This window comes from Massilia cavernae (assembly GCF_003590855.1).
Taxonomy (GTDB): Bacteria; Pseudomonadota; Gammaproteobacteria; order Burkholderiales; family Burkholderiaceae_D; genus Telluria_A; species Telluria_A cavernae.
This window is the reverse complement of the sequence record NZ_QYUP01000038.1, coordinates 16,690-29,846: the sequence shown is the minus strand read 5'-3', so window position 1 is coordinate 29,846 and position 13,157 is coordinate 16,690. Positions and strand designations below refer to the sequence as shown.

General features: G+C 64.1%; 10 protein-coding genes. 8 read left to right on the top strand and 2 right to left on the bottom strand.

Annotated elements, in window-relative coordinates; all coding sequences use genetic code 11:
* Positions 1-17: 17 nt before the first annotated feature.
* The 5 genes from D3872_RS03945 (at position 18) to D3872_RS03925 (ending at position 8,276) form a co-directional block, all read left to right on the top strand.
* The gene (locus D3872_RS03945) at positions 18-545 is read left to right on the top strand and encodes a family 1 glycosylhydrolase (RefSeq protein WP_274381683.1); all 528 of its coding nucleotides are present in this window, start codon (positions 18-20) and stop codon (positions 543-545) included.
* A 241-nt stretch (positions 546-786) separates the two neighbouring features.
* On the top strand, positions 787-3,456 hold the full coding sequence (locus D3872_RS03940; protein ID WP_229459147.1) for a TonB-dependent receptor: 2,670 nt from the start codon (positions 787-789) through the stop codon (positions 3,454-3,456).
* A gap of 62 nt (positions 3,457-3,518) precedes the next feature.
* Complete coding sequence (locus D3872_RS03935) at positions 3,519-6,014, top strand: glycoside hydrolase family 3 protein (RefSeq protein WP_119809572.1); 2,496 nt, start codon at positions 3,519-3,521, stop codon at positions 6,012-6,014.
* A gap of 97 nt (positions 6,015-6,111) precedes the next feature.
* Entirely contained in the window at positions 6,112-7,419 is a 1,308-nt protein-coding gene (locus D3872_RS03930) for a sugar MFS transporter (protein WP_119809571.1), read from the top strand.
* Between the two features lie 11 nt (positions 7,420-7,430).
* Positions 7,431-8,276, top strand: coding sequence for an endonuclease/exonuclease/phosphatase family protein (locus D3872_RS03925; RefSeq protein WP_220476876.1), 846 nt, complete (start codon positions 7,431-7,433; stop codon positions 8,274-8,276).
* Between the two features lie 113 nt (positions 8,277-8,389).
* Here D3872_RS03925 and purD read toward each other — a convergent pair whose 3' ends face one another.
* On the bottom strand, positions 8,390-9,658 hold the full coding sequence (gene purD, locus D3872_RS03920) for a phosphoribosylamine--glycine ligase (protein ID WP_119809569.1): 1,269 nt from the start codon (positions 9,656-9,658) through the stop codon (positions 8,390-8,392).
* Positions 9,659-9,665: 7 nt separating this feature from the next.
* Positions 9,666-10,391, bottom strand: a complete 726-nt coding sequence (locus tag D3872_RS03915) for a YebC/PmpR family DNA-binding transcriptional regulator (protein ID WP_119809568.1) — start codon at positions 10,389-10,391, stop codon at positions 9,666-9,668.
* 303 nt (positions 10,392-10,694) lie between these two features.
* On the opposite strand from D3872_RS03915, the gene D3872_RS03910 reads away from it, so the two are divergent.
* Genes D3872_RS03910 through D3872_RS03900 form a run of 3 tightly spaced genes read left to right on the top strand, consistent with a single transcriptional unit; the run spans position 10,695 to position 13,036 of the window.
* On the top strand, positions 10,695-11,615 hold the full coding sequence (locus D3872_RS03910; RefSeq protein ID WP_119809567.1) for a DMT family transporter: 921 nt from the start codon (positions 10,695-10,697) through the stop codon (positions 11,613-11,615).
* A 36-nt stretch (positions 11,616-11,651) separates the two neighbouring features.
* On the top strand, positions 11,652-12,035 hold the full coding sequence (locus D3872_RS03905) for a methylglyoxal synthase (RefSeq protein ID WP_119809566.1): 384 nt from the start codon (positions 11,652-11,654) through the stop codon (positions 12,033-12,035).
* 26 nt (positions 12,036-12,061) lie between these two features.
* The gene (locus D3872_RS03900; protein WP_119809565.1) at positions 12,062-13,036 is read left to right on the top strand and encodes a quinone oxidoreductase family protein; all 975 of its coding nucleotides are present in this window, start codon (positions 12,062-12,064) and stop codon (positions 13,034-13,036) included.
* Positions 13,037-13,157 lie beyond the last annotated feature (121 nt).

Below are 13,157 nucleotides of genomic sequence, written 5' to 3'. Positions count from 1 at the left end.
GCGCGGCCGCGCCGGCCGTGTGCCAAGGCGACATGCAGGCAATCGCCGTGGCTACCGATTTCCTTGGCGTGAACTACTACTTCCCCGAGGTGGTCGCGCATGCGCCCGGCGCCGGGCCGATGCAGGCGCGCGTGGTCGCGCCGGACAACGTCGAACGCACCGCGTTCGGATGGGAAGTCGCGCCCGAAGGCATGACGACCCTGCTGCAGCGCGTCGAGCGCGACTACTGTCCGGGTGCCATCTACATCACCGAGAACGGTTCGACCTACGACGATGTGCCGGCCGCCGACGGCGAGGTGCAGGACGTGCAGCGCCGCGACTACCTGATCCGGCACTTGGCGGCCGCGCGCGAGGCGCTCGCCCAGGGGGTCCCGCTGAAGGGCTATTTCGCATGGAGCCTGATCGACAATTTCGAATGGGCCGAGGGCTACACGCGCCGCTTCGGCCTGACCCATGTCGACTTCGCGACCCAGCGCAGGACCCTCAAGCAAAGCGGCAAGTGGTATCGCGCCTTCCTGAGGGGGGACGCGGGGCCGCCGGCCTGAAGTGCGCTTGTGTCATTTCCTCTACATTAAATATTTTTTATTGACAAAAATTTCTCACGATAGCAATATCGCTTAAAGCAAATTGGGAACGTTTCCAATCCGAACTTGCCGAGCGCCGCAGCAGCGCTTTTCTTGCCGCATCACGCACACATAACAATCGAAAACCAACAGGGGAGACAGGGAAACCATGAAAGCGTCCGGAACAGAAAACACGGGCATGCACCAGCAGTGCCGGCCAGGAATGCGTATCACGCCGATCGCGGCCGCTTGCGCGGTATTGCTGACGATGGCGGGCGGCGCCTCCGCCCAGCAGGCCGATGACGTGATACCGACCGTCGTGGTGAGCGGCATCCGCGCCAGTATCGAGAGCGCGATCGCGGTCAAGCGCAACGCCGATTCGATCGTCGAGGCGATCACGGCCGAAGACATCGGCAAGCTGCCCGACGTGAGCATCGGCGAGTCGATCGCCCGCATGCCGGGCCTGACCGCGCAGCGCGTCGAAGGCCGCGCCCAGGTCATCTCGATCCGCGGCCTGGCGCCCGATTTTGCCGCGACCCTGATGAACGGCCGCGAACTGGTCAGCACAGGCGAGAACCGCAGCGCCGAATTCGATCAGTATCCTTCCGAACTGATCAACGGCGTGACCGTCTACAAGACCCCCGATGCGACCCTGATGGGCCAGGGGCTGTCCGGCACGATCGACCTGAAAACCGTGCGTCCGCTCGACCTGCGCGGGCGCACCATTGCGCTCAACGGCCGGATCGAAAAGAATTCGAACGGCGCCCTGAACTCGAACACGCCGGGCCGCGGCCAGCGCCTGAGCATTTCGTATGTCGACCAGTTCCTCGACAACACGGTCGGCCTCGCGCTCGGCTACGCTCACCTCGACTCCCCGAGCCAGCAGCGCGAATACAAGTCGTGGTGGTGGGGCGACAGCAACAACCTGCCGACGGGTAACAAGGACGTGATCGGCCTCAAGGGCGCCGAAGTCACGGCCACTTCCAGCGAGCAGGTGCGCGATGGCCTGATGGCGGTGCTCGAGTACAGGCCGACCCGGGCCTTCCGCAGCTCGGTCGACCTGTACTACTCCGAGTTCGACCAGAAGCGCACGATGCGCGGCATGATGTGGAGTTCAAACCAGTGGGACAACGTCGGCTACGCCAATCCAGTGGTAGAGACCATCGATGGCACCCGCATGCTGACCGGCGGCACCGTGACCGGCCTCAGGCCGGTCGTGCGCAACGACTTCAACACGCGCCAGGACCAGCTGTATGCACTGGGCTGGAACAACCGCCTGCGCCTGAGCGAGTGGGCCCTCGAAGGCGACCTGAGCCACTCGAAGGCCGAGCGCGAAGAGCGGATACTGGAAACCTACGCCGGCCTGTCGACCGGCGGGGCGATCAAGGACAATTTCAAGTTCCAGATTCCGACCGGGGCCGGGCTGCCGACCTTTACGACCGGCTTTAACTACGCCGACCCGAACGTCATCAAGCTGCTCGACCCGGCCGGTTGGGGCCGCGATGCACTGCTGAACCGTCCGTCGGTCAAGGACGAACTTTCCTCGCTCAAGCTGAGCGGCGCGCGTTCGCTGGACGGCATCTTCAGCCGCATCGAGGCTGGCGCCAATTATTCCAAGCGAGAGAAGACACGTACCGGCATCGAGAACGACTACAACCTGAAGAACGGACGCGCGCCTGTCACGGTCTCGCCCGACCTGATCCAGCCGTCCACCTCGCTCGGTTTTGCCGGCATCCCCGCCGTCCTCAGCTACGACGTGCTGGGTGTCCTGGCCAAATATTACGACCAGGTCCCGGACCGCAACAACAACATCTGGAAGCGCGACTACACCATCAGCGAGGAAATCTCGACCGCGTACGCCAAGCTGGGCATCCAATCCGGGCTCGGCGCGGTTCCGGTGAGCGGCAACCTGGGCCTGCAGGTGATCTACACCGACCAGTCCTCGCTCGGCTTTAACAACGTCAACGGCAAGACCGGCGCACTGGTGCGCGGCACTTCCTATACCGACGTGCTGCCTAGCCTGAACCTGAACTTCGACCTGGACGCGATGAGCAAGAATGCCTACCTGCGTTTCGGCGCGGCCAAGGCGTTGGCGCGCCCACGGATGGACAGCCTGAAGGCGGGCGCTTCGGCCGGCGTCGACATGACCAAGCGCCTGTGGAGCGGCGAGGGTGGCAATCCTGAACTGCAGCCATGGCGCGCGAATGCCTTCGACCTGTCGGCCGAGAAGTACTTCGGCAAGCGCAGCTACCTCGCTGCGGCCCTGTTCTACAAGAAGCTCGAAAGCTACATCTACAACAAGAAGCAGGAATTCGACTTCACCGGTTTCCCAAACCTGAGCCAGGTCACGCCGGTCTCGCCGATCGGCACGCTCAACACGCCGGCCAACGGCGAGGGCGGCATGGTCCGCGGCGTGGAGCTGAGCGCTTCGCTCGAAGCCGGCATGTTGTGGGATGCGCTTGACGGCTTCGGTATCCTGGGCAGCGCCTCGAACACCGAAAGCTCGATCGCGCCGAACGGCCCGGGCACCAGGCAGAAGTTGCCAGGCTTGTCCGGCGTGGTCTCGAACGTCACCCTGTTCTACGAGAAGGACGGCGTGTCGGCGCGCGTCAGCCGGCGTTACCGCTCGGCCTTCCGCGGCGAAGTAACGGGCTTGTTCACGGATCGTTCGTTCAGCGAAATCCTGGCCGAGAAGCAGGTCGACATCCAGCTCGGCTACGCGATTGAAACGGGCCAGTACAAAGGCCTGTCGTTCCTGCTCCAGGTCAACAACCTGAACAACGCACCGTACCAGACCCGCCAGGGCGATGGGTTCTCGAACGGTGCGTATGCGCCGGAACGCTACACCACGTTTGGCCGCCAGGTGCTGCTTGGCGTGAACTACAAGCTGTAACAGCTGTCCCCGGATGCCGGCGCCTGTGGCGCCGGCATTCCCTTCAACTCCGGATACACGCCATGCATATGAATACCTATCTCGTCGCAGCCGCTATGCTGCTGCCTGCCGCCGGCGCCACTGGCGCCCCGCTCGCCGACTGGCCGCGCGTGAATAGCGCGATCGGCAAGGACGCGGCGCTTGAAGCGCGTGCGGCCAGGATCGTCGCTGCCATGACCTTGCAGCAGAAAGTCGGGCAGATGACCCAGCCCGAGATCAAGCAGATTACGCCGGCCCAGGTAAGCCAGTACTACATCGGCTCGGTACTGAACGGCGGCGGCAGCTGGCCGAACGGGAACAAGTACGCCACCGCGGCCGAATGGCTGGCCTTGGCCGAGCGCTATCACGAGGCCTCGATGGCGACCGACATGGCGTACAAGGTGCCGGTCATCTGGGGCATCGATGCGATCCACGGCAACAGCAATGTGTACGGTGCGACCCTGTTCCCGCACAATATCGGTCTGGGCGCCGCGCGCAACAAGAAGCTGATTGCGCAAATGGGCGCGGCAGTGGGCCGCGCGGTACGGGCGACCGGCATTGCGTGGGTGTTCGCGCCCACCCTGGCGGTGGTGCGCGACGACCGCTGGGGCCGCACCTACGAAAGCTTTTCGGAAGATGGCGCGCTGGTCAATGAATATGCCGGCGCTTACGTGCGCGGCTTGCAAGGCAAGTTCGGCTCGGACGCCAACGTGGTCGCCACCGCCAAGCATTTCATGGGCGACGGCGGCACCGAGCATGGCAAGGACCAGGGCGTGACCAAGGCCAGCCTCGAACAGATGATCAACATCCACGGACAGGGCTATTACAGCGGACTGGCGGCCGGCGCCCAGACCGTGATGGCCTCCTACAACAGCTGGCATGATGTCGGCGCAGGCATCGACTACGGCAAGCTGCACGGCAGCCAGGCGCTGCTGACCGGCGTGCTGAAGACGAAGATGGGCTTTGACGGCTTCGTGGTCTCGGACTGGAACGGCATCGGCCAGGTGCCCGGCTGCAGCAACGCCAGCTGCCCGCAGGCGATCAATGCCGGTATCGACATGGTCATGGTCCCGGACGACTGGAAGGCTTTCATCGCCAACACGATCAGGCAGGTGGAACAAGGACAGATCCCGATGGCGCGCATCGACGATGCGGTGACGCGCATCGTACGGGTCAAGCTGCGCGCCGGCCTGTTCGACAAGACGCCATCGCAAAACAGCTACGCCGGCAAGGCCGATGCATTGCAGGAGCGCGCGCTGGCGCGCCAGGCGGTGCGCGAATCGCTGGTGCTGCTGAAAAACGACGGCGGCGCGCTGCCGCTGGCGCGCGGCAAGCGCATCCTGGTGGTGGGCAAGAGCGCCGACAGCATGCCGAACCAGACCGGCGGCTGGAGCCTGACCTGGCAAGGCACCGACAACCGCAACAGCGACTTCCCGAACGGCGACACGATCCTGGCCGGCATCAGGGAAGCGGCCGGGGCGGCCAACGTGGTCTACAGCGCCGACGCCGGCGGCGTCGAGGTAGCGCAATTCGATGCGGTGATCGCGGTCATCGGCGAGGCGCCGTACGCGGAGGGCGCCGGCGACATCGGCCCGTCCGGCACCTTGCGCCACAGCAGCCGTTATCCGGAAGACCTGGCGCTGTTGCAGGCGGTTGCCGGCAAGGGCAAACCGGTTGTCACCCTGCTGGTAGCCGGCCGTCCGTTGTATACCAATGACCTGATGAACCTGTCCGACAGCTTTGTCGCTGCCTGGCTGCCCGGTTCCGAAGGCAAGGGCGTGGCCGACGTGCTGTTCAGGAACGCCGGCGGAAAGGCCGGGCGCGGCTTCTCGGGCCGCCTGTCGTTCTCGTGGCCGAAGACAGTTTGCCAGTCCAGCCTGAACCCGGGCGACAAGGACTATGCGCCGCTGTTTGCACTTGGCTACGGCCTGAAATACGGCCGCGCGGCCAAGGTCGGCAAGCTCGATGAGGCGTATCCCGCCGGCGGCTGTGGTGTCACCACCTCCTACCCCGTGTTCAACCAGGCTGACCGCGCGACCTGGCCGCTGTTCGTGGCCAGCGGCGAGCAGCGGGTCGCCCTGGGGGCCGACCTGAATCGCGTCGTCACCCTGCCAACGGTGAAGGTCGAGACCACGCAGGTCAACACCCAGCAAGACGGCAAGCTGCTGACATGGAGCGGCCCGGCGCGCCTCGAAGCCCGTTCCGCCAGGGCGGCGGCCTTGCCGGCGTTCGCCGCCACGAACGGTGCGCTCAAGTTCGACACCATCGTCAGCGCGGCGCCGAACGGCATCGTGACGGTAGCACTGGGCGGCGCCGCGGTCGACCTGACGGCCGTCTTCAAACGGCTGGCCGGGAAGGGCAAGCAGACGCTCAAGATTCCCCTGTCGTGCTTTACGGCCAAGGGTGCCGACCTGGAGCGCATCGACACGGCGTTCAGCGTGGCCAGCGAAGCTGCCTTCACGGCCGCATTCGCCAACATAGAAGTCGTCGGCGGCGCCGCCGGCGACAATGACGCCGTGGCCTGCGGCGAGCCAAAGTGACGCCTTATTGCGACGGCCCGCGCTTGCTCGCCGATATTGGCCGACATCACGCGGCGCGCCAGCGAAGGCAGTTGATCCAATACAAGGAGACCTCGACATGGAACATCGTTTGCAGGCGAGCCTGCCGGCGGGCCAGCAGGCCGGCAGCGCCGGTAATACAGGGCCGCTCATCATCATCACCGTCCTGTTTTTCATGTGGGGCCTGCTGACCTCGCTCAACGACGTGCTGATCCCGCACCTGAAAGCGGTGTATACGCTTAGCTATGTGCAGGCCATGCTGGTGCAGTTCTGCTTCTTCGGGGCCTATTTCATCGTGTCGCTGCCGGCCGGGATGCTGATCAGGAAGATCGGCTACCAGAACGGCGCGGTCGCCGGGCTGATGATCGCGGCGGCCGGATGCGCGCTGTTCTTTCCGGCCTCGCGCGAAGGCTACGGCGTGTTCCTGCTGGCGTTCTTCGTGCTTGCCGCCGGCATCACGATCCTGCAGGTGGCGGCCAACCCCTTTGTGACCGTGCTGGGCGACCCGAAGACGGCATCCAGCCGGCTGACCTTGACCCAGGCCTTCAACGCGCTCGGCACCACCGTGGCCCCAGCCCTCGGCGGCATCCTGATCCTGTCGGGCAGCGTCCTGCCCCCGGCCGACATCGCGCTGCTGCCGGCTGCCGAACAGGCAGTGCAGCGCGCCGCGCAGGCCGCCAGCGTGCAAGGACCATACCTGGCGCTGGCCACCGCGCTGCTGGTGCTGGCGCTGATGTTCGCGTTCGCCCGCCTGCCGAGAATCAACCATGCCGACGATGCCGGTGACGGCGCCACGGCCAAGTCCTCCCTGCTGGCGCACCGCCACCTGGTGCTCGGTGCGATCGGCATCTTCGTGTATGTCGGCGGCGAAGTGAGCATCGGCAGCTTCCTGATCAATTTCCTGGGCGAGCCCGAGATTGCAGGGCTCACGCATGCGGCGGCCGCGCACTATGTCAGCTTCTACTGGGGCGGGGCGATGGTAGGCCGCTTTGCAGGCTTCGCGGTGATGCGCTACCTTAGCCCGGGCAAGACGCTGGCATTCAATGCGGCATGTTCGATCGTGCTGATCCTGATCGCCATCTTCGCGCGCGGCCAGCTTGCCATGTGGGCGATCCTGGCGGTCGGACTGTGCAACTCGATCATGTTTCCTACCATTTTCAGCATGGCGCTGCACCAGCTCGGGAAATTCACCGGACAGGCGTCGGGGATCTTGTGCATGGCGATCGTGGGCGGCGCCCTGGTGCCATTCGCGCAGGGCTACCTGGCCGACCATATCGGGCTGCAATGGTCGTTCTTCGTGCCGGCCGCATGCTATACCTTCATTCTGTATTTTGGCCTGAAGTATGCAGGGTTGTACAACAACGCACCGGCGCCGCGGGCCGCCTGATGAAGACCTGCATGCAGCTGGTACTCCTGCTGTATTGGGCCCTGCTGCCGCCCGCCGCCTTCGGGCAGCCGGCCGCAACGTTCAACCTGGCTAGCTACAACCTGCGCCTGAATGTGGCGCAAGATGGCATCAACGCCTGGCCGAAGCGCAAGGAACTGGTCAAGAGCCTGATCCGCTATCACGATTTCGACGTGTTCGCCACTCAGGAAGGGCTGCCCGATCAAGTGGCCGACCTGGCCGAGATGAAGGAATTCGCCTATGTCGGCGCCGGCCGCGACGACGGCAAGCATGCCGGGGAACACGCGGCGATTTTCTACAAGCGCAGCCGCTTTTCGCTGCTGCGTTCGGGCGACTTCTGGTTGAGCGAGACGCCCGACCGGCCGTCGCTCGGATGGGATGCAAGCTGCTGCAAGCGCATCGTCTCCTGGGCCCAGCTACACGACAGAAATACGGGCCGGCGCTTCTTCTTTTTTTCGGTTCACTTCGATCACCAGGGCGAACTGGCGCGGCGCGAATCGGCCAAGCTGATGTTGCGCAAGATTCGCGAGATCGCAGGCGGAGAGCCGGTGATCTGCGCGGGCGACTTCAATTCGACGCCGGATACGGAACAAATCCGTACCATGCAAACCCTGCTCGGGGACGCCTACCTTTCCAGCGCGACGCCTCCCTATGGCCCGGCCGGTACCTTCAACGGTTTCCGGATCGATGCGCCGCTTGAGAGTCGCATCGACTACATCTTCGTGAGCGCGCAGGTCAAGGTGCGCAAGTATGCGGCGCTGACCGATTCGCGCGACGGGCGTTATCTGTCCGACCATTTGCCGGTGGTGGTACAGGCCGAGATCGTGGGGAGCCGCTGATCCAGACTTCGCCTGGAAAATGGCCAGCAGGACGCTGCGGGATATCCCAGGCGCCCTGTTCAAGCGAAGTGGCGGGGGGGCGGCGTTCGCGGCAGTCGCTGGCGCCGAACCAATCAATGCTTCAAGCCGCGCCAGCCGATATCGCGGCGGAATTGCGCGCCGTTGAAGTGGATCTTGTCGACCGTCTCGTAAGCCTGCTTCTGCGCCATCTTGACGCTGTCGCCGAGGCCGACGACGCACAGCACGCGCCCGCCGCTGGTCAGCAACTGGCCGTCGGCCAGCCTGGTACCCGCGTGGAAGGTCACGCATTCGGCCGTCTCGGCCGGGATGCCGTCGATGACGTCGCCCTTGCGCGGATCGTCCGGATAGCCGCCTGCGGCCATCACCACGCCCACCGCGGTGCGGCGGTCCCACTCCAGTTCAACGGCGTCCAGCGTGCCGTTGACCGCGTGTTCCATGATGGTCACCAGATCGCTCTTGAGGCGCGCCATGATCGGCTGCGTCTCAGGGTCGCCCATGCGGCAGTTGAACTCCAGCGTCTTCGGGTTGCCGGCCGCGTCGATCATCAGGCCGGCGTACAGGAAACCGGTGAACGGGATGCCGTCCTTGGCCATGCCGTTGATGGTCGGGTTGATAATCTCGCGCATCACGCGCGCATGCATCGCCGGCGTGACGATAGGGGCAGGCGAATACGCGCCCATGCCGCCGGTGTTCGGGCCTTCGTCGTTGTCCTTCAGGCGCTTGTGGTCCTGGCTGGTGGCCAGCGGCAGGATATTCTTCCCGTCGCACATGACGATGAAGCTGGCTTCTTCGCCGGCCAGGAATTCCTCGATCACGACGCGTGCGCCGGCGTCGCCGAGTCGGTTATCGAGCAGCATGGTGTCGACCGCGGCATGCGCCTCTTCCAGCGACATCGCCACCACCACGCCCTTGCCGGCGGCCAGGCCGTCGGCCTTGATCACGATCGGCGCGCCGTTGGCGTCGATGTAGGCGTGGGCTTGCGCCGCGTCCGAGAAAGTCTGGTACTTCGCGGTCGGGATGCCGTGGCGTTCCATGAACGCCTTGGCGAAGTCCTTCGAGCTTTCCAGTTGCGCCGCTTCGCGGGTAGGGCCGAACACCTTCAGGCCGCGTGCGCGGAACAGGTTGACGATGCCCGCAGCGAGCGGCGCTTCGGGGCCGACCACGGTCAGGGCAATGTTCTCGGCCACGACGAAGTCCGCCAGCTGGTGGGGATCGGTGATGTCGACGTTCAGCAGGCGAACATCGCGCGCGGTACCGCCATTGCCAGGGGCGACATACACCATCTGGATGCGTTCGGATTGGGCCAGTTTCCAGGCCAGGGCGTGTTCGCGGCCGCCAGAGCCGACTACCAGGATTTTCATAGGGGGATTATTCTTCAATGACGGCGTTGGTATAGACTTCCTGAACGTCGTCCAGGTTTTCGAGGGCGTCGAGGATCTTCTGCATCTTGACTGCGTCCTCGCCGGTGAATTCGGTTTCCGTGGCCGGCTTCATGATGATCTCGGCCACTTCGGCCTTGAAGCCGGCCGATTCCAGCGCCTCTTTCACGGCGGCGAAATCGTGCGGGCCGGTCAGCACTTCGAAGCCGCCTTCATCGTCGGCGATCACGTCTTCGGCGCCGGCTTCGAGGGCTGCTTCCATCAGCTTGTCCTCGTCCACGCCGGGCGCGAACATCAGCTGGCCGCAGTGCTTGAACATGAACGCGACCGAACCTTCGGTGCCCATGTTGCCGCCGTATTTATTGAAAGCGTGGCGGACTTCGGCGACGGTGCGGACGCGGTTGTCGGTCATGCAGTCGACGATGATGGCGGCGCCGCCGATGCCATAGCCTTCGTAGCGGACCTCTTCATAGTTGACGCCTTCCAGGCCGCCCGAGCCGCGCTGGATCGCGCGCGTGACGTTTTCCTTCGGCATGTTCGCATCGGCAGCCTTGTCGACGGCCAGGCGCAGGCGCGGGTTGGACGCGATATCGGCGCCGCCCATGCGGGCCGCGACGGTGATCTCCTTGATCAGGCGCGTCCAGATCTTGCCGCGCTTGGCATCGGTCGCCGCTTTCTTATGCTTGATGTTGGCCCATTTGCTGTGTCCAGCCATGTCGAGTCTTCCTTAGACGGTATGCAAGAGTGGCCAGCATTTTACCATAGCGACACTTCCAGATTTTCGCCCCCGTCCATACGCCGCCGCGTAAAAACTTGCAAGAATCGGGGTCAGACCACCATTTTCAAGAATCGGGGTCAGACCAGGGGGGCAGACCAGGGTCAGACCAGGGGTCAAACCACCATTTTCAAAAGATTTCATAAATGGTGGTCTGACCCCGATTTAAGAAAGATTTCAAATCGGTCAGTGGAAATTGCCGGCCGTCAGCGGGCTTGGCGGATTGCTTCTACAATGTCCGCTATGAACGAAAACGCAACAGCTTCGGGCCAGCACACAATCCCACGCCCGGCGCTGGTCGCGGGCCTGGCGATCGCCATCGGCGGCGCCGTGCTGTTTTCCACCAAGGCGGTCGTCGCCAAGCTGCTGTACCGCTACCACATCGACGCGGTCACCCTGATCGCCTTCCGCATGCTGTTCTCGTTCCCGTTCTTCCTCGCCATCGCGGTGTGGAAGATGTGCACCGAGGCGCCGCTCCCTGTCATCGACCGCTGGCGTATCCTCGGCCTCGGCCTGATCGGCTACTACCTGTCCAGCTTCCTCGATTTCCTCGGCCTCCAGTACATCTCAGTCGGCCTCGAACGCCTGATCCTGTTCCTGACGCCCACCTTCGTCCTGCTGATTACCTCGCTGTTCCTGAAGCGCCATATCAGCCGCATCGAGTGGGCCGCCCTGGCCGCGTCCTATTGCGGCATTATCCTGGTGTTCGTGCACGACCTGCAGGGCGGCGCCGGCAACGCCGTCATCGGCTCGCTGCTGGTGCTCGGCTCGGCCATCTCGTACGCGCTGTACCTGCTGTTTTGCGGTGAACTGGTCAAGCGCATCGGCACCCTGCGCCTGGTATCGTATGCAATGTGCGTATCGAGCGTGGCCTGCATCGCGCAGTTTTTCCTGCTGCGCCCCGCCAGCATGCTGGTGCAGCCTATGCCGGTTTACTGGCTCTCGCTCGTCAATGGTATTTTCTGTACTATCTTTCCGGTGTTTATGACGATGTACGCGGTCCGGCGCATCGGCGCCGCCACCGCCTCGCAGGCGGGTATGGTCGGCCCCGTGTCGACGCTGTTCCTCGGCGCGCTGATCCTCGGTGAGCCGATCACCGCCGTGCAGCTGGCAGGCACTGGGATGGTTTTGAGCGGCATTTATATGCTGTCGATGAAGAAGTAGCAGTCCTGATCAACAACGACAAACGGAAACGCAAGCATGAAGCCTCGCATCGCGCTGATCGCGCACGACATGAAAAAAGACGACATGATTACGCTGGCCGCAGAGTATGTGGATTTCCTGCGCGGCTGCCACCTGACCGCGACCGGAACCACCGGCGGGCGCCTGGCCAATGAGGTCGGGCTGACCATCGACCGCAAGCATTCCGGCCCCTTCGGCGGCGACCTGCAGATCGGCGCGATGCTGGTCGAAGGAGAGATCGACGCGGTGATCTTCCTGCGCGACCCGATGACGCCGCAGCCGCACGAGCCGGATATCAACGCGCTGGTGCGCGCCTGCGACGTCCACAACGTGGCGTGCGCGACCAACGTGTCGACCGCGCACCTGCTGCTGGCGCAGCTGCGCACTGCCTCGCGAAAATAGAACACCACCCAACAAGGAGAACACTGATGGCAAAAGCGATTCGGATGCTGCGTACCGGCGGCCCGGAAGTGATGGAATATGTCGACGTCGAAGTAGGCGAACCTGGCCCGGGCGAGGCGCGCGTGCGCCATGCCGCCATCGGCGTCAATTTCATCGACGTCTACTTCCGCACCGGCCTGTACCCGCAGCCGCTGCCGGCCGGCCTTGGCATGGAAGGCGCCGGCGTGGTCGAGGCGGTAGGCGAGGGCGTGACCGAAGTGAAGGTCGGCGACCGCGTGGCCTACGCGGGCCGTCCACCGGGGGCCTACGCCGAGGTGCGCAACATGCCGGCCTGGCTGCTGATGAAGCTCCCGGATTCGATCGCCTTCGAAACCGCGGCCGCGATGATGCTGCAAGGGTTGACGGTGCAGTACCTGTTCAACCGCACCACTCAGCTCAAGGCGGGCGACACGATCCTGTTCCATGCGGCCGCCGGCGGCGTTGGGCTGATCGCCTGTCAGTGGGCGCGCGCCATCGGCGTCAACATGATCGGCACCGTGGGCTCGGCCGCGAAGGCGGAGCTGGCGTTGGCGCATGGCTGCACGCATGTCATCAACTACAACGAAGAGGACTTCGTGGCGCGCGTGGCCGAGATTACCAAGGGCGAGAAGGTGTCGGTAGTGTATGACTCGATCGGCAAGGACACCTTTATCGGCTCGCTCGACTGCCTGCGTCCGCGCGGGCTGATGGTCAGCTTCGGCAATGCGTCGGGCGCGGTGGAGCCGTTTTCACTGAACGAGCTGGCGTCGCGCGGCTCGCTGTTCGTCACGCGGCCGACGCTGTTTGGCTACATCGGAAAGCGGTCGGACCTGGAAGAGATGGCAGGGGACCTGTTCGCGATGGTAGAGAGCGGGAAGGTGAAGATCGATATCCACCAGCGCTACAAGCTGGCGGATGTGCAGCAGGCGCATATCGAACTCGAGGCGCGCAAGACGACGGGGTCGTCGATCCTGCTGCCGTAAATTTGACGTGGCGGGTGGCGCTTCGTTTAGCCGCCGGTGCAAAATCAAAACGGCGGATGCACTCCGTTTATCCGCCCTACGTCGATATTCTGCGTAGGGCGGATAAACGGAGTGCATCCGC

Coding starts and splice junctions, on each gene's coding strand:
- D3872_RS03935 (WP_119809572.1), top strand. CDS start 3,519: ATGCATATGAATACCTATCTCGTCGCAGCCGCTATGCTGCTGCCTGCC.
- D3872_RS03930 (WP_119809571.1), top strand. CDS start 6,112: ATGGAACATCGTTTGCAGGCGAGCCTGCCGGCGGGCCAGCAGGCCGGC.
- D3872_RS03915 (WP_119809568.1), bottom strand. CDS start 10,391: ATGGCTGGACACAGCAAATGGGCCAACATCAAGCATAAGAAAGCGGCG.
- purD (WP_119809569.1), bottom strand. CDS start 9,658: ATGAAAATCCTGGTAGTCGGCTCTGGCGGCCGCGAACACGCCCTGGCC.
- D3872_RS03925 (WP_220476876.1), top strand. CDS start 7,431: ATGCAGCTGGTACTCCTGCTGTATTGGGCCCTGCTGCCGCCCGCCGCC.
- D3872_RS03910 (WP_119809567.1), top strand. CDS start 10,695: ATGAACGAAAACGCAACAGCTTCGGGCCAGCACACAATCCCACGCCCG.
- D3872_RS03905 (WP_119809566.1), top strand. CDS start 11,652: ATGAAGCCTCGCATCGCGCTGATCGCGCACGACATGAAAAAAGACGAC.
- D3872_RS03900 (WP_119809565.1), top strand. CDS start 12,062: ATGGCAAAAGCGATTCGGATGCTGCGTACCGGCGGCCCGGAAGTGATG.
- D3872_RS03940 (WP_229459147.1), top strand. CDS start 787: ATGCGTATCACGCCGATCGCGGCCGCTTGCGCGGTATTGCTGACGATG.